The sequence below is a fragment of the Paenibacillus sp. p3-SID867 genome (genome assembly GCF_025142895.1).
In the GTDB taxonomy this organism is placed as follows: domain Bacteria; phylum Bacillota; class Bacilli; order Paenibacillales; family Paenibacillaceae; genus Paenibacillus_AQ.
Genome location: NZ_JAMBDM010000035.1, coordinates 15888 through 36077, shown reverse-complemented (window position 1 = coordinate 36077; position 20190 = coordinate 15888). Strand labels below are relative to the sequence as shown.

Below are 20190 nucleotides of genomic sequence, written 5' to 3'. Positions count from 1 at the left end.
AGAAGGAAAATATGACTTTGTTGTCGATATAAAAGCAAAGGAGCCGGTTACAGAAACCAATGCGAAGGAACCGGAAATAGCAGATCAAGAGGGTGCTGAGCCGAAGGAAACTCCTGAGGTGACATCCGAAACTGCAAGCGGTAATCAAGCGAATACGGAGTCGGACATAAATCAAACGGGAACAAATAATATTTGGATTTATTTTGTGGTTGGTATTGTGATCATCCTGATTGTAGCTGGAGTAGGAAGAGGAATGACTCGGAGGAAAAAATGAATTGGTATTGGATAGGGGAACCCATACTTTATAGTTGCTTGGCTATTTTATTCGGGGGCATTATCGTCCCACGTATTCATACACAAGTCAAATTCCCTGCCAAATTATTAATCATAGCAGCAGTAGGAGTCGCAATCTTTTCGTTCCTACCTGTTCTCAGAATTGTTCTCTTTTTCTCAGATGATGCAGGCTTTGCACTTATATTTAAGAATGTCATGCTGTTTTTCTCAGAAGGGAAAGCATATATTTGGACAGTGATTTTCACCGGATTATTTATCTGTATCGTGTTGGTGAACAAAGGAGTTAATAGTAAAGGAAGCAATAAAATCGCTCTTACGGGGTTATTCTTGGTAGCGATCGGTATTATCGGGACTCTATCGTGGTCAAGCCATGCATCCTCCAATTTTGGAATCATAGGTTTTTGGACACAATTTTTACATTTGTTTTCTGTAAGCGTTTGGGCAGGCATTCTGGTCGTTGCCGGCTTGTATATACCCAATAAAGCAGAAGAGTGGAAGGCATTTTTAAGATGGTATCATCCGCTTGCAATTATCGCTATGGTTATCATCCTTGTATCTGGATTACTTTTAAATATGAGAACAGATCCTGATTATGTGAACTCTTGGATCACTTCATATGGTCAATCCTTATTGTTAAAACATCTTCTCGTGATTCCACTTTTGGTCATTGCTTTCTTGAACGGTTTCTTAGTAAAAAGGAAGCTAAACCATACGGATTTCAATCCTAAAAAGTGGGTGCTGGTCGAGGGGATCATTATTCTACTGATCTATACCGTTACAGGCTATATGAATCAGCAGCCAGCCCCTCATGATTTAAATCCTCAATTGATGGAATCATCAGCATCTAAGTTATATATGTGGTTGATCCAAGGAGAAGGAGTGCGGGTTCCAGTTGAAATTACATGGAGTCCGATATCTGTGTTCCTCTTTATAGTGGCACTTTGTAGTATTGTTTCAATGTACCTGTTGTTTAAGAAAAATAAGAATGCTTACGCTGCTCTGATTTGTGCAGTTATATTTACATTTGTTTCATTTGTAGGATTTATGACCTTAATATCCTGAGTTAAGACTTATATTGTTAGTTAAATGAAATTACTTTTCAAAAAGAGCCTGATCATTTTACGATTAGGTTCTTTTTTCTGCCGTCTGTTAAAAAAGGTAAGTATTAAAACAAGAATATTTATGAAATACGTAAGAGGTGAAGGTTGAAAACAAAATGGCGTAATTTGGTTTAGTTTAGGGAACCCTATATTTCGAGCAATAAATCGTGTAGATACACTATAGCATGAGGAGTTGAAATCAATGGGACAAAAAAGCGTTTCACTTCAACAATCGAATCATGATGGCCACTCCCAAGAGGGGGGGCATTCACATAGTCATGGTAAAAACGTGAATAAACAAGCCTTAAGACTTTCTTTTATTCTCATTACAGCATACATGATTGTTGAAGCCATTGGCGGTTTCATGACTAACAGCCTGGCTTTAATTTCTGATGCAGGTCACATGCTAAGCGATGCTGCTGCCCTTGGATTAAGTTATTTTGCTATGATATTTGGGGAGCGAAGAGCCAGTAAATATAAAACCTTCGGATACAAAAGGTTTGAGGTTTTAGCTGCATTTATTAATGGTATTACTTTGATCGTGATTTCTTTATACATATTCTGGGAAGCTTACAAACGATTTTCTGAGCCACCTGAAGTTATGAGTTCGGGTATGATCATTATCGCTTCCATTGGCTTGATTGTTAACTTAGCTGCGGCCTATATTCTGATGAAAGGTGACAGGTCCGAAAATCTTAACATAAGGAGTGCTTTTCTTCACGTAATTGGTGATCTACTTGGTTCCATTGGAGCCATTATTGCTGCTTTACTGATTATGTTTTTCGGCTGGAACTTAGCAGATCCGATTGCCAGCGTATTGGTGTCCATTCTTATCATCGTTAGTGCTTTCAGGGTGACTCGAGATTCAATCAACATTCTTATGGAAGGGGTACCATCCAATATTAATGTCAACGAAGTTCAAGATATGCTTAGTTCCATTCAACATGTGATCGAGGTACATGATCTGCATGTCTGGACTATTTCGTCGGACTTCCCTTCACTTAGCTGTCATATTGTCGTGAATGATATACAAAATGGTGCCGTGGTCCTTAAAAAGGCTGAGAGTATTCTAGAGGGACAATTTAAAATTAAACATACTACGATTCAAGTGGATGGTCCGGAAACAAAGTGTGATATTGAGGAGCATTGAGGATAACGCAACAAATATGGTTTCTCCATTTTTCGAAAATAAATCCAACAAAAAAACAGTGAAGAAGTAAGCATTGCTTAACTTTCACTGTTTTTTGCTGTCTCTCATAATTTATCATAAGAAGGCGGCAGGGTCGTGGGCCGAAGTACTACAATAGTTTAAAGCTGTTGTCGCCGGCTAAATATTCATCCCTACCTTCCAGAAAGATGGCCGACTGATCGATGCTCTGGAGATGATTTGCCATAAGAGTAGGGGGAATGTTTGTGATTATCCAGACCAATCAAACCTTTGAAGAACAATTATCCCTAACCCAGCAGGCCCCTAAGGAGAGGGATAGAGTGGTCCATAAAAAATATAAGCAATACGGAACCGGCGTCATTATTGAAATAGCGAGGAGTGGTGTCAGGGCTCTTTGCGTTTTTCCGGATGCAAATCCTCCTGTGATTGCTTATTATAAAATTGATAATTTGGTAGTTGCACTTAAAAATAATAACTAGTATTTATGGTATGGGGAGAGTAATTCTCCCCATTTGATAATGGCCAGAGTCTGGCGAGAAAATGGAGGGGGTACTACCCGAAAGATCCGGATTTTTAGCTTATGGAGGATGAAGACAATGCCCAATAAAAAAGGCTGGTACGCAAAAGAAGAAGTGTTAGAAACGGGATTGCCATATTACAACTCAATTTCTAAGCGCTGGGCAGATACGCCATATCCATTTGCGGTGCTACTGACAAAGAGTCGTTGTAATGACCTAGGTGTCCCTATCCTGGCAAGTGGACGTGAAAAACCATCAGCTTTCCGTCATATCGCTTTGGCAGGGCGAGGAACAAATGATGATAAACGGTATAGATTTGCTCCTTTATACGATCGGAAGGATGCATATCACCTTATCAAAAGCCAATTGTACCCTCATGAGATTATGGGAGATCCCGATGAACTATAATAAAAAGGAGCTGCCCAACGCTGTAAGGCAGCCTTCCTGAGCATATTGAACATAAATGTCTGAAGAACATGGAGATTCACGAAATTAATTATTCGTATACCAGCATTAACTGATACATAGAAACGAATAATGTCGAATAACTTAAAGTATTAAATATAAACGAGAAATTGAAAGCGAGAGCCTTGTTGGCCCTCGCTTTTTTTGATTTTTTGAGATTGAGTACTTTCGACATTAGAACAAACTTTTTGACATTATCAGTGTTTTATTAAATACTAGGATATTTGTAAAGTTTTTGATTGTACCGACGGGTGAATAACTCGTTGTGCAATTGTTACCCAGTCGATCTGGACAAAATCTTGTGGCACTGGATTATTACTTTCTCTTCGTGTGTTTATTTCTTCCTGCAATAGAATTCTAACCTTCCGCTGAACATCTTCAAATGATAAGCCTTGGACTTGAATACGAAAACCAGGAATATAAGCTTTATGATGAGACATACTTCCATTTGTCTCATACAAAATCGGGAATTTACCGCCAGCCATTACAATCGTCTCGGTTTTAGCGTTATCTTCTGGAATCAGCAGGCCAGAAGCAGCAAGTGATGTTATTTCCTGATTCATAATCTCTTGAACAAGGTAACGTACCTCTTCGTAGGTATCACCGATAATTTCTAAGTCTAGAATTGGTACGTAGGCTGCCACATTCGACGCAGCTCGATCTCCTTCATAAATGACTAAATAAGAAACGCGACTCATAGAATACGGACCCCCTTTGCCTGATTGCGAGCGTTCTTATTTGCAGTGTATATCAGATTAGTGAGTGTTGGAATAAAAACGGCCTGAAATGGGGTTAAAGCGACCTGAATTGTTGAAAATATAGGTAAAAGGGGGTGGGTCTTAGGGGGTAATTATCTGTATGTCCAGCCGGACAATTGCGTGGTTGTTCACAATAACTATTATTTTATTCCTATTAACAAACCTATTTATGTTCGATAATATAAGTAAAAAGGCCTTTTTTGAACGCGTGTCAAGTGAAATGACACTCACTTCGAAACTACTAGATTCAGAAATTCAAAAATTTAGTAAGAATATAGAAATATCAGATTCTCTGTTATCGCACTCGCTTCGTAATACAGCGATTGCGATCTCGAATAAAATTCCTGAATCATATGAAGATGTTTCTAATGACCAGCTCAGTGATCTCGCGGAACACCTAGATATTAACGTGATCTCGCTGATCGCGCCAAGAGGGAATGATTTTATAGTAGTACGATCATCTGAACCATCTCGGGTAGGTATGCGACTTCCTGGTTCTGATACTTATAACACGGCATTTCGGCAGTTATTAAATTTAGAGCCTTTGGAAGGCTCACAGCTTAAGAATTACTGGTCAGATAAGCCAATAGCTGGTGCTCTTAATTCTCATGCTTTTTATAAAAACGGCTTTTACTACGATGGAAGAACTAACTACATTATTAATCCTTATGTAGATAATGGATACTCTTACCTGATTGAGCAGGGAATGGATCTTAATAAGTACATAGAAACCATGCTTCGTGAGGAAGAAGGGGTATTGCTTGATATCGCCGTCTTTTGGGATAATCCGGCGGGCAGTAGTCAAAATGACCAAGAAAACTCGGGAGAATGGAGTCCTAAAAAATTAGAGTTACTATTTGGCACGAATGTATTCGAAGATCCGAGGGATTTGAAATATATTCAGAAAGTGGTTGAAGCAAGAGAGAATACATCCTATGGGGCTGAGATAAAGAATCATAAAATCGTGAAAACGTTTTATCACTGTCAGGATACAAATGGTTATACATATATCATCAGCATTACAGGTAACTTGGATCACACGAACCATGTATTCAAGGATTATATACTGAAGTATGCGACCCTCTCCTTGATTTTAACGCTTATTGGAGTCTTCGTTTGTGGATTATATAAACTAATTGCAAAATTCCAGAAGGAACCTGTTGTGGCGTCTTTGGAGCATCATGAAAGTACCACGGATCCTCTATGGATTGAGGTAAGTGGACAGCGTCATGATTTTCATAATCACTTGGATACTTTGCATGGTCTACTTGAGCTTGAGTATTTTGATGATGCTAAGGCATACATCAATGAAATAGTAGAGGAGACAGCAACAATAAATGAGATTATCGATATCGGCGTCCCTGAAATATCTGCTCTGATTTTATCAAAATACTCAAAAGCGATGGCTGAGAACATTACTTTTAAATTTGAGCTTACTAATTTGACAGGATCAAAACCAAATCTTACAGGTTCCCGAAAGGTGGATGTTGTAAAAATTCTTGGAAACTTACTCGATAATGCCTTTGATGAAGTGCTAAAAATGAATCCGGACCGACGCCTGGTTGTGCTTAACGGAGAAATACGGAACTGTGAGTTTCGATTCTCAGTTAGAAACAAAGTGAAGCAGCAAATGTCGGTTGATTTAATTGAGCAAATGTTCTTACCGCGAGAATCCACGAAGAACAGCACTGGAATTGGCTTAAACATTGTTCGGGAGCGGGTTAAACGTAACAAGGGAAGTCTTCAATATGAACTTCCGGAAGATGGGTATATCCAGTTTAATGTATGGCTGCCGATAGGAGAATAAGTAGGTAATAGTAGTACTTCACAGGAGTAGAGGTGTTGAATGGTGGATAGAAATTATGCGGTTATCATTGCAGAAGATGGGTATGCTCAGCGCAGTAAGCTAAAAATGTTTGTTGAAAAAATGGGCCATACTGTTATAGATATGGTATCTTCCGGTTCTCGATTGATTGAAAGTTGTGTTATGCACCAACCAGACATAGTCCTTCTTGATATTGGGCTCGAGAAAATGGACGGAATTTCTGCATACCGTGTCCTTCGGGAGAGTGGTACTTCATCAAAGATAATTTTCGTTACAGGATCGAGCAGTTCAACTCATCTGTTATTAAGTTATGAATTAGACTCCGTTGATTATATTGTGAAGCCAGTTACCTATCACCGATTAGAAAAGGCCATCCAGAAAGCAATCATCCAGTTGAAAGCAGATAACATGCTGAGTACGCTGCAGGAAGAAAATATGAATATGATCACCGTTACATCAAGGCGTCGGGATATATCGGTTAACGAGAAAAAGGTTCTCTACGCTGAAAAGATTAATGATATGAAAATGATAAAGATCTATTTAAAAGATGGGAAAGTTGTCGAGACGCGAACTCCTTTAAAAAAGATCATGGATCAAACATCTCGGATCATTTTTTGCCCTCATCGAAGTTTCCTGGTGAATTTGATTTATGTAGATGAGGTTCTTCCCGATCCCGTAACTCAAGGCAATTATCTAATTACAATGCGGAATTCAACAACACGTATTTTACTTTCAAGGAATAATTACGACGAATTTTTAGTAAGGCAGCGTGAGCTGAAAACAGGATTACCTGCGGTCGGTGTCTAGTCTTGCAGGACCGCTCTTATTTCAATATAATATTGATATTACCGATTTACCATTTTTTTCACCGCCGCTATCATTTCGGCAGGTGAGCGAGTACTCCCTTTTTATGGGGAAATAAATATGAGGCATGAAACTGCCGTGGAGAACAAAGACACGCCTAAGGTGTGTTTTTTTGTTTCCACGGTTTTTTTTGTGCTCAAAAACAAGGAGGAATTAAACGATGGCAACAGCAGTAAAGGAACATGTCGGTACGGTCGTTAAAGCGGAGGGGGCTTCGTTTACCGTCGAACATGAAGCCATTATGAATGTGTTAGCTACATGTGCAAAGGTAGTTCCGAAGAGCAGCATGATTCCAATATTGAAATGTATTCGATTCGATTTGAAAGAAAATGTGCTCTTCGTTACGGCGATGTCTGATTCTCAGGCAGTTCTTATGATGCTGCAGGTAGAGAATACTGGTGGTCTGGATGGTAGTTACTTATTTCCGTCGAGGGAAGGGATAGAGTTGGTAAAGCGTTTACCGAGTGGTCCGTTGTCATTCAGCGTGAGTGAAGACTCTGTAAAAATATCATACGGAAATCGTGGATCTGCATCCCTTAAGGTACTGGATCCAGATGAGTACCCACAGCTCCCGTCATTGGCCGGCGCAGAGTTTATCTCGATCCCCATTGATGTATTGCGGAAGGGGGCAGCAGCTCAACGATTTGCCTCAACTGATGCAACTACAGCAATCCTTTGCGGTATAAACATCTACTCCGTGGAAGGTAGACTTGGCTTTGTTTCGACAAATAGGCACCGGCTATACCGTTTCAGCACCGACGTAAAAGTACCTAAAGATCATTTCAATGGTGGCGTAATCGATGCATTGAATTTCAAAAACATCGTGGATACATTTAAAACTTCGGAGAGGATAGACATGGCCATCACTGAACACCATGTCATTCTTCGGGATCGAAGCAGTAATACGGTGTACTTTGGAAGACTATTGGAGGGGAGCTTTCCTGATGTTAATGCTCTTTGCCAAATTCCAGAGGAATTATACGTCGCAAAGATTCCTCTCAACCGGCTTGATGACACATTAAACCGAATGTTGTCCCTCGAGTCTGAAAACCATCGTGTTTATTTTTTGCGCGGAGACAACGGGGAACTGATTGTGAAATCAGTAAGCCAAACAGGTGAAATTATTGAATCCATCGAGGGATCCTATGTAGACGAAGGCATGGACGGTGTGAGGTTCAACGGTCGTTATTTGAGGGATGCACTTTCAGTTAGTGATCGGGACGTGAATGATGTTCTATTCAACATCACGGGACCTGGTACCCCATCATTTGTTTTGTATGATGGAGATCCATCGGTAATGAACGTTGTATTGCCCGTTAGATAGTAAATTACAGGGTTGCCCAAAAAGAGCTGCGCGTATGCGCGGCTTTTCTATTTTCTGTCAGGGGGATGATAAATATGTCCGACAACATGAAGCGGATGTTCGATCGTATCGTGAGGAACAAGATTCGAATGGGAAACTTCGAGACGACGGAGAAAGATATGGTCTGTGTCAGAAATTTGTTGCACTACCCGCAACGGCCATTTTCCGTCACAGACTTCTGTGCAGGAAGCGGTCGAGCGCTGGAAATCCTTACGGAAAGCTCAATGGCCGTTACCTTTGGAATTGAACCCAATGAAGAGAAGTACCTGGAGCTTAGAGAACGTGTTCATCATTCGTGTTATGGCGGCTATGAACAATGCCGAATTTCGAAAGACTATTTTAGACTGATCTACCTGAATCCACCCTATGATGACGATTCGGAATCGGAAGAGATGAAGCGTGAGCGTAAAGAGAAGGTGTTTCTTCGTCACATTATGCAGTACTTAGCTGCGGACGGAATACTCATCTATAACATCCCAAGGCGACGAATGACAAAGGATATTGTAACCTTGCTGGTTACCAACCTGGATGATATCAAGGTGTACCAATCTCATGACGATACTTTCGGCCAAGTGTATGTGTTTGGCCGTAAACGATCCGTCAAATTCATTAATCGACCGGAAGTGCAGCGAATTCTTGGTTTGGTTGCTGAAGGTATGGAGCTTAATCGTTTACCTGAATCCGAGGAACCGTACTATAAGGTGCCGGCGGGTAACATAACCCCGAAATACTTCAGGTCTATGTTAATGGATGTCGACCAATTGAGAATGGTATCTTGTAATTCCTCATTATCGCGCAGAGGTATGGAGTGGACAACTCCCAAGGCTCCTGCTTTGAAGTTGCAGCCCCTTCTTCCCGACAAGGAAATGCACCGGGTTTTGCGCATGGCTTCAGGGCGATTAAATGGGAAAGTCGGGAGCGGCGATCTTCTTCACGTTCTCAAAGGAATCGTGAAGAAGGAAGCCCTAACCGAGGTTGAAAAGGTCGGTGACGAAACTATTGAGACGACAAGGGAGACCTTTAAAATCACGTTCCGGATCGTGGATCAAGCAGGTAATATTCGTACGATTCAAAGCTAGCAGCTTAAGATTTCAGAAGAGGGGAACAAGAATATGAAATTTATGGAGTTTAATCATAAAGATATTTACGTAAGAGTCCATTGTTCACTTTTGGTAACGAAGTATGATTCAGACCAAAAGAATCATTATCTCATTTATACGAATGTTATCGATATTGACTCGCGCGTGCAGGCTGTATTCGCACAGTTTCATCATGCCAAAGAGGCCGAGGATGTCAACTTCCGAATCTTTCATGCACCACGAATTGGGGAAAAACCCGGTGAACACTCTGCCTTATATGTGAAGCCATACGGAAAGTACAAACACCTTTCACAACGTGAAGACGAAACCCTGGTCACCGGAATTGTGGCCAGTGAAAGAGTGCTGTCACGTCAAGACCAAGGTTACTGTATCTTTGCGTGGGATGGAAACATTCATGAAAAGCTCTTCTGGGCAATCGATGCTTATTATGAAACTCCGTTACTTGAAGAATGGATCCCATACTTGTATCAACGTCTTTTCCAGGATGGATATCTCATTCCGCTTGATGTGCGGGACTATACGGGGGATTATAGTAAGTTGGCTGCCTTCGAGTTGTTGGCCGGCGAAGATATTTTAGACGAATATGTGTCCTATGGACTCAGAACAGGCGCTATTCGACTGGTCGATGATACGAAGGAAGGGGCTGCTTCATGAGTACTCACGTAGAAAGTCATAACATGGCGATCGAGGAGATCGATCCATCGTTAGGGGAGAAGAGTGTAACATCACTTGCGGATATAGAAAACATTGGGGATTATTTAGAATTATTCGGGCCCGCTCTTATTCGGCGTCTGAATGACGAATATGTCCCGGTTCATCATCCTGGACATGATAAGCCACTCGAGGTGTTAGAAAACTTCAAACGTCCTTTATTTCAAGCGCAGGCTCACGTCGTAACTGCTTTAATCAAGGGGTTTAAGCGTCATCGGAATCTCTTTGTGATTGGTGAGCCTGGAACAGGGAAAACATCCGTCTCTATTTCGGTCTTCTATTCGCTCATTACTGAGCTGCTTCAGAAGAAGGCTGGGCGAGTCCTTTATATGGTTCCCAATCATTTGATCAAGAAGACGAAGCGGGAATGCGGAATATTACTGGATAAGAATCTGTTTGAGGTTCATTTTTTGTCTGATTATGTAGATGTCATTAGACTTCGTGATAGTCGGAAGTTGGATACCAAGCCTCAAAAGATTGAGGTGTTTATCATAGCAAGGGATACTGCTAAGCTTGGTTACATCTACGAGCCGGCTGCTCAATGGTCGGACCGTACATATCAGCAGCGGATCCCGACTAATGATGGAGATTTTTATATGGTCGAAAAAGTTGCATTTCGGGGATGGAAATGTCCGGATTGTGGAGGCCAGTTGATGAAAGAAAAAGAAGGCGGCCTCGTTCCCATGGAGCATGATGACTTTTTCGATAAACATGGAAAACCCAAGCGAAGAAAAAGTAATTTGTTCTGCTCAAATCCTGTAAGACTGTATGAAAATTCTGATCCGGATAAGGACGAGACCCGTATTTGCGGAGCTCGGCTCTGGCAGGCAAAAAATCGCAATAAAACGTTCATCTCTGGCATGCCGAAGCCGGTGACTGGGACGGCGCCACGCAAGGTATCTCCTGCAGAATTGTTTAAGCGGTGGTTTAAGGGGAAATTTGACTTGGCCATCGGTGATGAATGCCATGAGCTTGCTGGTGGTAGTGCCCAAGCACACGCCTTTCATGTCTTCTTAAACTGTGCTAGACGTGGGATCGCTATGACGGGCACCTTGTCAAACGGTTACGCTTCCTCCTTATTCGAGCTGATATTTCGTATGTTTCCTGCTCGTATGAAGCAGTTAGGTTTTAACTGGGATGATGTAGGAAAATGGATTGACTTATACGGCGTCCGCGAACGGGTAACGAAAATACGTGATGAAGGAGATTTAAACAGCTCCAGTAACGGGAAATCGAAACGTACCAGCGTGAAGGAACAACCGGCTGCAGCTCCTCAGCTCTTTACGGACATTCTAAGCGATGTTGCTGTGTTCATTCAAATGGCTGATATGTTTGAGGTGTTGCCGGAACTTAGCGAAGGGCCGATGAGTGTTCCACTTGAGGGTGAGCGAAAGTTTGTAAACTGCAGCGCTCGTATTGAACGTCGACCAGGAGTTAAGAGAGGGCTTAGGAAGGGAATGAGGTTGCTTGCGCCTGCCGGGTACCTAAAAGAGAATATAACCAAAGTAGAAAACCTTCTGAGAGCAGCCATTGAAAAAGAACTCGCCGCAGGGGGACAGTCGTTGTTGCTCGGCAGCTTGCTCAATACGCTCTTGAGCTATCCGGATGTCCCTTTCAACTTTAAAGGGGTCTATCATCCGGATACAGGAAAGTGTATTGTACCCGACAAGTATCGGTTAAGTGACCGCCTCTTATATCCTAAAGAACTACAGATGATCAAGTTCGTGCGCTCGCAGTTGAAACTTGGGAGAAGAGTCGGCATTTACGCAACCTATACAGGTAAAATGAAGACATTGCAGCGGCTTTCTCGACTGCTTGAAGAACGAGGGATTAAAACTGCGATTCTTGAGTCTGATGTCAAGGGTAAAGATCGGGAAGAATGGATTGCTGATCGGGTGCATGAAGGAGTACAGGTCATCTTGACGAATCCAGTATTAGTTAGCACCGGACTCGATCTTCTCATGTTTCCGTCGCTCTATTTTTACCAGACCGGATACCGACTGAACATTGTACGCCAAGCTTCAAGACGCCACTGGCGGATCGGTCAGGCAAATAAATGTTTGACCGTGTACAATTCGTATAAGGGAACGATGCAGGAACTTGCGATAAATTTGATGGCAGCCAAAATGAGTGCTGCACAGGCTTTAGAGGGGCAGTTCTCTCAAGAAGGACTTTCTGCCCTCACTGAAGGAGCTGGGGGTAGCTTAGCTACTGAATTGGCGAAGCGCTTTGTTGGGAACAACATTGAAGGTGTGGAGAGCGCAGAGTCCATCTGGGGGAAGATGACAATTGATGCAAGTCAGTTCATTCCGGATAATTTGGTTCAAATTGCTCCGGCGGCAGAGGATCCAATCGCCGAAGTCGATTTCAGTCTCAGTGAAGTGCAAAAACCAGAGAGTACATTGTCATTGGGGGTCGAAATTTTCGAGGCACAATCACTACAGGAAGCCCTTCTTGGTTGGGCAAACGCCGTTATACCTGCTGATCTTTATCCTCGTTTTGAGCAGCAGATTGAGTACGTTGTTGATCGAGTAAAGCTTGGCGTTGATGGATTGGATGTTTCCAGCCGACCTGACTCGACCATTTTGACCTGGGATTGTTCAAAGGCTCCCAAAGAGACAGCCGGCTTTCGCAGGTGGGTGTTTCATTTAACCAACAAACTGGTTCAAGAGCAACAGGGAAAGATAGAGCTTATGGTTGAAGGCCAAAGACCAGTGGTCAAGACAAAAAAGAGGTATAATGTAGGAGCTGGCCAGATAGCTTTTAATTTTTAAAAGTTCGAGGAGCTGAATAACAGCTCCCTATAGTCTTAAACATTTGAAGCGGGTATGGGTTACTCTGATAATCAAGAGGATTCAATAAAAGATATAGCTTAATCTGATAAAGATGCCGGCGATGCCGGCGTCTTTTTTTATTGAGAAATTTTGTGAATTTCGATTTCCGTTATATGATTGAAGCAAATAGAAGGAAAAGGGAGAATTTTACTATGGGTACTCAGAAGATTTATCCAACCTGCCGAATTTGTGAAAAACTCAACGATGAAATGACTCATTGTGCTGTATTCGGGCCGATCTCGCCGGATAATATTAATAACACCGCATTAGGCGGAGCCTGTGCTAAATCAGGTGATTATGTCAGATTGCTTCATGCGCGGCCGAATGAATACAACTATGGTCGTGGACCGTCCAAAATAGTTGATGAGCAAGAAGATGAGGAATTGCTGGTTTTTGATGCAGCTGATGAGGCAGAAGGGTTTAAAATCCAAAATGGAATTACTTTAGAGGAATGGGCTAGACAGACGTTTGGGGAACAGAAAAACTAGAGAATAGCATACATAAATATCATTATGTAAACTATTGAAAATGACGAAAAAGAGAGGGAGTCTTGTGAATATCTTTATTGATTCAAATATTCTATTCAACGACCCATTCTTAAAAGGGAATTCCGCACGAAACTTAGTAGATATATTTTCAATTAGATGGAAGGATCTATTTATCGGAGGTTGTATACAAAGAAACACTGAATAATTATCGAAAAGAATTAAAAAAGAGGAAAAAGCTTTTCAGTCGAGCCTATGGTGACTTAAAGAAAATAATGACTAACGATCCGGGTTTTACGTTAGAGGAGGATGAAATATATATTCATCAACTTATAAACTATTACGAGGATTTGAAATCAAGAGGACTTTTAGTCATTATCGAACATAACCGCTATGATATATTTTCGGAAATTGTGGATCGGGCTATTTCAAATAGAAAGCCTTTTACAGATGGGAAAGAGGAGTTTAAGGATACTGTCATATGGCTCACTTATGCTTACTTTGCCGAAGAATCCAAATTAGATAATTGCTTTTTTATTTCTGAAAATACAAATGAGTTTTTCGATGAGAGTAAGACAGAGCTCCATCAGGATCTGCTGGAAGATACCAAAAGGATTAAAGGTTATGTATCGATTGAAAAATACATGATGGACCAAGCTGAGTTGCTCGAAGAATTAAGACAAGATCAAACCGAAGAGGAAAACTTCCAGAAGTTAGTTTCTATAGATGCAAATCGGGATCTAAAACATGCATATGAGTACATAGAAGAACTTGTGATTGAACATTTCTCGGACGATATTAACGACGAGATCAACTACTACCTTAAGAGTTTAGAAGAAATTTATAGGGAACAATTGTTTCCCAAATACACTGAGATCCAATCACGACCATTTTATAGTCTCTCGATGCATGATATCGAACGAGAAGTGTATCGTGAGGAAATCGTCATCTATGCAGTAGCTGATATTAGTCATGATGTAACAATATATTTGGTGAATCAAGAAAATCCCGTCCTTATTGGAAATAAGGGATTGGAGCACAGAGTTGACTTTACATTTACCATTAATCCGGATGAAATACCCTCAAATTTTGAGGTAAGTAGGATTATCACCAAGGAACTGGAACCAGATGAATTCTGATTGACCAACATATACCTGTAGGATTGTGAAAATTCACATGCTACCGTTATATGTAGGTGGTGAGTTTTGATGGAGTTTGAACCCATGCTATTAGCAGATGCAAAAGAAGCGTTTGAGGACGATCGATATATTGCTGAATTAAAGCTGGACGGCATCCGAGCGGTCGTAGAAGTCGATCATCACACGAAAATATATACACGACACAATAACGAAATCACTTTTAAATTTCCGGAAATCGTGAGCGGGGTTAAAGCTGCCGTCCCGAAAGGAACTGTGTTGGATGGTGAACTCATTGTATCGGATCCAGACGGTAAGCCCAACTTTGAAGCCATGATGCGCCGTTTCATGCAAAACCGAACTCCGACTCCCTCGCCAGGTCTAACTTTCGTAGCTTTCGATATTTTGAAGAAATGTGGCGAGGATGTCCGCCGGCTGCCGTTAATGGACCGAAAAGAGTTATTGGAGCAAACTCTCCGAGAGAATGATCTGATCAAGAGGATTCGGTATGTTGATCATAACTTCATCCCTTTTTACAGCGCTGTTGAGCAGGCGGCCCTGGAGGGCATTGTACTGAAACTCCGGAACAGCCGATATTATTCGGGGGCGAGGAGAGATGTTTGGCAGCGTGTTGTTTGCTACAGCCGGGAAACGGTCTTTGTCACTGGATATTCTCGAAAAAAACTAGCCTGGTCCATTGCCCTTAAGGAAGATGATCGTTTGATCCCGGTAGGGGTTGTTGAGTACGGTTTAACCGAGACGGTACGTAAGAGAGTGTTCCCGTTGCTGCAGCGTAAAATAATTCGAGAGACAAGAGATTTTGTCTTTGTCGAACCCCATGTACAGATAGGTGTTCGGTTTCGAAACTGGACGAGCACTGGAAAGATGCGTTTAGCTGTGCTGGAGTATGTCGTTTAAATAAAAGAAGGACCCGGTGGGTTCTTCTTTTTTTATAGTATACAAGGAGCTTAGTATCCTTTAACAGCATATTAATGACACAGAAGGGATGTTATAAGTTATAATTTTGAGAAAACTATGTGATTTATAGAGAGGAAAAATCCATGACATCTGAACATACTATATCTACTGTTGGACAATACATAGACCTCATCAGAGAAAAGGATTACTATCATTATATTTTTAGAGGTCAAAATGAAGCCTACGGAGGCATACAAGCAAGTGGTTTTAGACCGTATAAAGGTGGGTGGGAGTCAGATACTTTTTATGATATTGAGGGAATGAGGAAAGACTATTACAACAAAGTGATTAGGAAACTTTCACGAGATGAACAACGGCATTTCTTAGCCTTTTGTCAGCATCATGGATTACCAACAAATATTGTAGACTTCACGAGATCACCGCTAGTGGCATTATTTTTTGCCTGTAATGGAAAACAAGAATCTACTAATAGTGCTGAAATCTACTTGATCAAAAAAAATAGGTTAATTGATATTACTGATTTACTTATCGAGTATAACTATCAGAATTTTTTTGAACTACTAGTAAAAGATAAAAATGTCCAAAGCATTATCCTTGAAAAGGTAGAAAAACTATTCATTGAGAATAAGGAATACATTGAAATTTGGATCGAGGATTTAATCAAATGTTATGAACAAAGTTCCGCGTTTTATATTGATTTGAGTACTGGAAAGATTGATAAGTATATTTATGACACTCTAGAAGAATATATAGACGGAATAGGAAAAGTAGGCCCGAAAAATATTAGAGAATTTCTAGAAAACGAAAAAGTAACCAGTATTTATTTTATGACAGGCTCGTATGAATCAAAATTAGCTAAAACATACTTGGCATTATTAATAAATATTCTTGATTTTTTAAAGTCATATAAAGAGGGGGTGGACATTAAATTGGATATTTATTTTACTTACCAGCCTCCAGATTTATTCGATAGGATCACTAATCAAAAGGGATTGTTTATTTACCAACCTTATCTCTATGAGGTAGAGGAGGTTTATAACTATGGCGTATTGAATTATCAATCTATTATTCCAGACATAACAATTGAAGTTGAAAATAGTGAAACAATCCTTGAAGAGTTAAATTTTTTAGGTGTAAATTTGGAAAGCATCTATGGCGATTTTGATAATATAGCAAAATCTATAAAGTATAATAATGATTTGATTATGTATAAGAAGAAAAACCTATCAAAATAGGATGTCTTTCAAACGGAGCGCAGTTAATCTTGGAATATCTAGGTGTCGGATAATACCATAACTTGCTATAATATAAATAGGACAAAGTGCGGTGGAGCGATCACGGATGTAGCCTCAAAGGAGGTGACGCCTGTGATCGCGCTAGACATTCTGAAAGGTATTGCAGCAGCCTTGAGCATCGTTCTCAGCCTGCGGAAGTTATACCGCTGGACTCGTCGGAAGCCAAACAAAAGAAAGACCACCTCTTAGCTTCCCGGCTAGGTGGTCTTTCGCAAAAGAATAGAACAAGCACATACCGTGGACAATCCACAGCCTTTGTTCTTCAGAGCCTAAACCGTTGCATCGGTGTGGGCTCTTTTTTTATTATAGGTACTTACCTTTCGGAAAATACCTAATGATATCGTATATACAGCGTATATATGATATCTATCTCATACATCCATAATACCACAAAGTGTTCAGTTTTATGAATAGATTAGTATTCAGTTTTTTTGAATACACGCGAAACTTATCAAAGGGGACCAGGATCGATGAAGTATGAATACAGGGCAAGTACTTTTTGAAACATGACTGCATATATCAATATTCGTGTTTTCACTAAGCGTGTTTGCACGGTTATTCCCTCACGTCGACCATTCCCCGCTTCATTTCCTTCCACCGCCTATCGTCATCACCAATCTGCCGTTCGGTCGGCTGTTCCACCCTAGAGATATAACTTCATGATTAACTTTTGACCTCCACAGTCCTACAGCTGGCTCCCGCTCCTTTTTATCCGGATATTCGTAAACCTTCGACGATTTCGATGTATCTTGTTTTCGGATCCCTACACTGTGGGTTTGGTCACCTTTTCAACCCGGTTTTCGCGCACCGCGCGCGGCCCCCCCGGCGGTCGGAAATCTGCAACTGAATTCGGATTAAGAGGCAGAGTTTAAATCTGCAGCAAGTACGTACATGGCAGAAGAATAAATACGAATTAAGTTGCAGATTTAAATTTTGCAACTAGATTCGAATCTAGATACCAAAGGAGTAGAAGGATGGTATAAAAGGGGCTGGATGTGAGAGTGCGACGTATGATGGGGAGAGTGGGAGGCAAATCCGTGCAAACACGGATAGTAAAAACACGCTTTGAGTCTGCCTTTATACCATGATACAATTAGTTCATGAGTAAATCATACTTTTTTTAAGGTGGCGTTTGAATGAGAATTTCAACACGGTGCGCTGTTTGCGATATCCTAGAAAATGACTATGAATCTTATTTCATGTTTGACATCACTGATGAAATCATAATTCAGTCTGTTACTTGTCCTAAAGGGCACCCCAGTGTATTGATACTAACCCACCAAAGGTTCGAGCTGCTTTTTGACATGGGACTACACGCATTGAATGATGGTTACTACCGTGAAGCCGCAACCAATTTTGCTGTCGCTGTTGAACGTTTTCACGAGTTTAGTATTGAGGTTATGACAGCTGCATTAAAAAACAACTTTGGAAAACCCCATGGGGGAAACAACTTCAATTCCCAATACATATCCACTTGGAAAAAAATGTCCCAGCAATCAGAACGTCAACTTGGAGCGTATATGATGTTATATCTGCTTTCTTTTAATAAATCCCCTGATATGTTAAGCAATAAGACTACTCAATTCAGGAACGAAGTAACCCACAAAGGAACTTTTCCAAGTAAAGAGAGAGTAATGGAATACGGAGAAACCGTGTTTAACTATATCAAAGATAAGCTCGAAGAGCTCCGCCACACTTTTCCTGAAGCGTTTGAGTATGTTAGCCAAAAGCAGTTAAATCAGGCATTAGAGCAAAATGCTAACGGTGTTCTCGTTCAAATCAATCAAACCGCAACCTTTAACATCGACGAGGAGACAGGGGAGTTATACCATAATTCTTTTGAAGAAGCCCTTTTTACCTGCTCCAAGTTTCAATTCTTAAAATCTGACCCGGTTTAGACTCATTCATTAGAGAAAGGTGCACTACGCATACACATAGTACATTTATATTGATAGCGATCATTTATCGAACAATAGAAAGGAGAATCTTCTATGCCTCGAGACGATAATCCCATTGAAAAAGAAGGTACACTTGGTTACGTCATTAAAGTGCAGCAGGTGATTGATTTCGTAGTATTATCAGAACTTCAGGACGGTAAACAGCTTTATGTCAGTGAACTGGATAAGAAAATCGCAGCTATCCTGGGCGGAATCGGTGTTAACGATTCATACCTTAGCGCGAGGCTAAGGAAACTGGCTGAGAATGGACATGTTATTCGAGAATGGGGGGGCGATGATCGGTATAATCGCTACTATAGCATCACGGATTCAGGTAACGAATATTTGATGCAGATGTTGCGGGAGCTACCGGAGCGGGTTCGGCTGGCGCGGAAAGTATATTCGAATTTCGAAAAATACATAGCGCGATACAATTAATGTAGACTGTGGGAAACCCCATAAGTTGATGTGGCCGTGAAGTTAGAGAAGAATTCTCGGGGAGTGAAAATATGGACGAGCTGAGTTACTCGGAAATTATTCTTCGATTGAAGGAATCGTTTCCAAATGGTACTGTGAAGTTTCGATCCGATAACAATAAAGCCTATATACCGAATCAAATCTATACGGATAGGCTGGAAGCAGCCACTCAAGGGAAGTGGAATAAATCGATAAAAGACATTGAAATCAACCTTGAACATCTATATGTGAAGGTCATAGTCACGGTTACGATCGGTGACCACAGTCGTGACGGATACGGTTTAGCATATATCGATAGCGATAGCAAAGGGCGCCCTAAAATCTCTAATACACTAGATCAAGCTGCTGCCAGTGCATTTGTCGATGCCTTAGACACTTGGCAGATGGGTTGGAGGGACCTTGCCCCACATAATAAGATGGATTGGGGAGGTAATCCAGGTATCCGGCACCTATTGGACAGCGATCCGTCTATAGAGGGGCAGAACCAGGTACGTTTGGCAAATCCAAATCATAAGGTTGAGCGAAAGTGCATTATGGCTGGTTGTCATAAGACTTTAAGTGCGGATGAGTGGGACTTGCTAAAGCAGGTACCGAATCTCAATAGAAACAAGATGGTGTATTGTTTTGAACATCTACCGGATCATTACAAGAGAAAGATCCCTGAGCAGTATCTCAAAGCCTTTTTACGCGAGTAGCTCATGAGCTTCCTCCAGTCCCGTGACGGAAATAAGATCATCCACAGTCTTAATTTTTCCGATCGATCCTTCAAGAACTATAGAATGAATATAGATATAAATATCGTAGGTTTAACATATAACAATAATAGACCGTTATAAAAACTGCTGTAAATAGGCCGTGTTCAAAATGAACATGGCTCTATTTATTTCCAACCGATTTAACTCCAGAGAATAAATAGATGAA

At 41.0% G+C, this 20190-nt stretch carries 19 protein-coding genes; 18 read left to right on the top strand and 1 reads right to left on the bottom strand.

What is annotated here, in order from left to right:
- The 5 genes from M4D81_RS33390 to M4D81_RS33370 form a co-directional block, all read left to right on the top strand.
- On the top strand, nucleotides 1-274 hold a 274-nt coding region (locus tag M4D81_RS33390; protein ID WP_260069531.1), incomplete at its 5' end, for a hypothetical protein.
- Nucleotides 271-1356, top strand: coding sequence for a copper resistance D family protein (locus M4D81_RS33385; protein WP_260069530.1), 1086 nt, complete (start codon nucleotides 271-273; stop codon nucleotides 1354-1356). The genes M4D81_RS33390 and M4D81_RS33385, both read left to right, overlap by 4 nt.
- 240 nt (nucleotides 1357-1596) lie before the next feature.
- Complete coding sequence (locus M4D81_RS33380; protein ID WP_260069529.1) at nucleotides 1597-2544, top strand: cation diffusion facilitator family transporter; 948 nt, start codon at nucleotides 1597-1599, stop codon at nucleotides 2542-2544.
- 263 nt (nucleotides 2545-2807) lie between these two features.
- Nucleotides 2808-3041 (top strand): hypothetical protein, encoded by a 234-nt coding sequence (locus M4D81_RS33375; RefSeq protein WP_260069528.1) that lies wholly within the window; start codon nucleotides 2808-2810, stop codon nucleotides 3039-3041.
- Between the two features lie 117 nt (nucleotides 3042-3158).
- Nucleotides 3159-3488 carry a hypothetical protein gene (locus M4D81_RS33370; protein ID WP_260069527.1) on the top strand — a complete coding sequence of 110 codons (330 nt, stop codon included), beginning with the start codon at nucleotides 3159-3161 and terminating at the stop codon, nucleotides 3486-3488.
- A 272-nt stretch (nucleotides 3489-3760) separates the two neighbouring features.
- On the opposite strand, the gene M4D81_RS33365 is transcribed toward M4D81_RS33370, so the two are convergent.
- Nucleotides 3761-4243: a hypothetical protein gene (locus tag M4D81_RS33365; RefSeq protein ID WP_260069526.1), complete on the bottom strand. Its 483-nt coding sequence runs from the start codon at nucleotides 4241-4243 to the stop codon at nucleotides 3761-3763.
- 160 nt (nucleotides 4244-4403) lie between these two features.
- Here M4D81_RS33365 and M4D81_RS33360 point away from each other — a divergent pair, with 160 nt between their 5' ends.
- From M4D81_RS33360 to M4D81_RS33300, 13 genes are all read left to right on the top strand, one after another.
- Nucleotides 4404-6110, top strand: a complete 1707-nt coding sequence (locus M4D81_RS33360; protein WP_260069525.1) for a sensor histidine kinase — start codon at nucleotides 4404-4406, stop codon at nucleotides 6108-6110.
- A 39-nt stretch (nucleotides 6111-6149) separates the two neighbouring features.
- The gene (locus M4D81_RS33355) at nucleotides 6150-6935 is read left to right on the top strand and encodes a LytR/AlgR family response regulator transcription factor (protein WP_260069524.1); all 786 of its coding nucleotides are present in this window, start codon (nucleotides 6150-6152) and stop codon (nucleotides 6933-6935) included.
- A 217-nt stretch (nucleotides 6936-7152) separates the two neighbouring features.
- Complete coding sequence (locus M4D81_RS33350; RefSeq protein ID WP_260069523.1) at nucleotides 7153-8316, top strand: DNA polymerase III subunit beta; 1164 nt, start codon at nucleotides 7153-7155, stop codon at nucleotides 8314-8316.
- 74 nt (nucleotides 8317-8390) lie between these two features.
- Nucleotides 8391-9434, top strand: a complete 1044-nt coding sequence (locus M4D81_RS33345) for a DUF6094 domain-containing protein (protein ID WP_260069522.1) — start codon at nucleotides 8391-8393, stop codon at nucleotides 9432-9434.
- A gap of 33 nt (nucleotides 9435-9467) precedes the next feature.
- On the top strand, nucleotides 9468-10109 hold the full coding sequence (locus tag M4D81_RS33340; protein WP_260069521.1) for a hypothetical protein: 642 nt from the start codon (nucleotides 9468-9470) through the stop codon (nucleotides 10107-10109).
- Nucleotides 10106-12940 carry a DEAD/DEAH box helicase family protein gene (locus M4D81_RS33335; protein WP_260069520.1) on the top strand — a complete coding sequence of 945 codons (2835 nt, stop codon included), beginning with the start codon at nucleotides 10106-10108 and terminating at the stop codon, nucleotides 12938-12940. Before M4D81_RS33340 ends, M4D81_RS33335 begins: the two co-directional genes overlap by 4 nt.
- A gap of 212 nt (nucleotides 12941-13152) precedes the next feature.
- Nucleotides 13153-13488 (top strand): hypothetical protein, encoded by a 336-nt coding sequence (locus M4D81_RS33330; RefSeq protein WP_260069519.1) that lies wholly within the window; start codon nucleotides 13153-13155, stop codon nucleotides 13486-13488.
- Nucleotides 13489-13628: 140 nt separating this feature from the next.
- Complete coding sequence (locus M4D81_RS33325) at nucleotides 13629-14624, top strand: PIN domain-containing protein (protein WP_311200740.1); 996 nt, start codon at nucleotides 13629-13631, stop codon at nucleotides 14622-14624.
- Nucleotides 14625-14693: 69 nt separating this feature from the next.
- Nucleotides 14694-15539, top strand: coding sequence for an ATP-dependent DNA ligase (locus M4D81_RS33320; protein ID WP_260069532.1), 846 nt, complete (start codon nucleotides 14694-14696; stop codon nucleotides 15537-15539).
- Nucleotides 15540-15682: 143 nt separating this feature from the next.
- Nucleotides 15683-16795: an FRG domain-containing protein gene (locus M4D81_RS33315; protein WP_260069518.1), complete on the top strand. Its 1113-nt coding sequence runs from the start codon at nucleotides 15683-15685 to the stop codon at nucleotides 16793-16795.
- A gap of 1196 nt (nucleotides 16796-17991) precedes the next feature.
- The gene (locus tag M4D81_RS33310) at nucleotides 17992-18753 is read left to right on the top strand and encodes a hypothetical protein (protein WP_260069517.1); all 762 of its coding nucleotides are present in this window, start codon (nucleotides 17992-17994) and stop codon (nucleotides 18751-18753) included.
- Between the two features lie 93 nt (nucleotides 18754-18846).
- Entirely contained in the window at nucleotides 18847-19230 is a 384-nt protein-coding gene (locus M4D81_RS33305; RefSeq protein WP_119851350.1) for a PadR family transcriptional regulator, read from the top strand.
- A gap of 71 nt (nucleotides 19231-19301) precedes the next feature.
- Nucleotides 19302-19964, top strand: coding sequence for a hypothetical protein (locus tag M4D81_RS33300; protein ID WP_260069516.1), 663 nt, complete (start codon nucleotides 19302-19304; stop codon nucleotides 19962-19964).
- Nucleotides 19965-20190 lie beyond the last annotated feature (226 nt).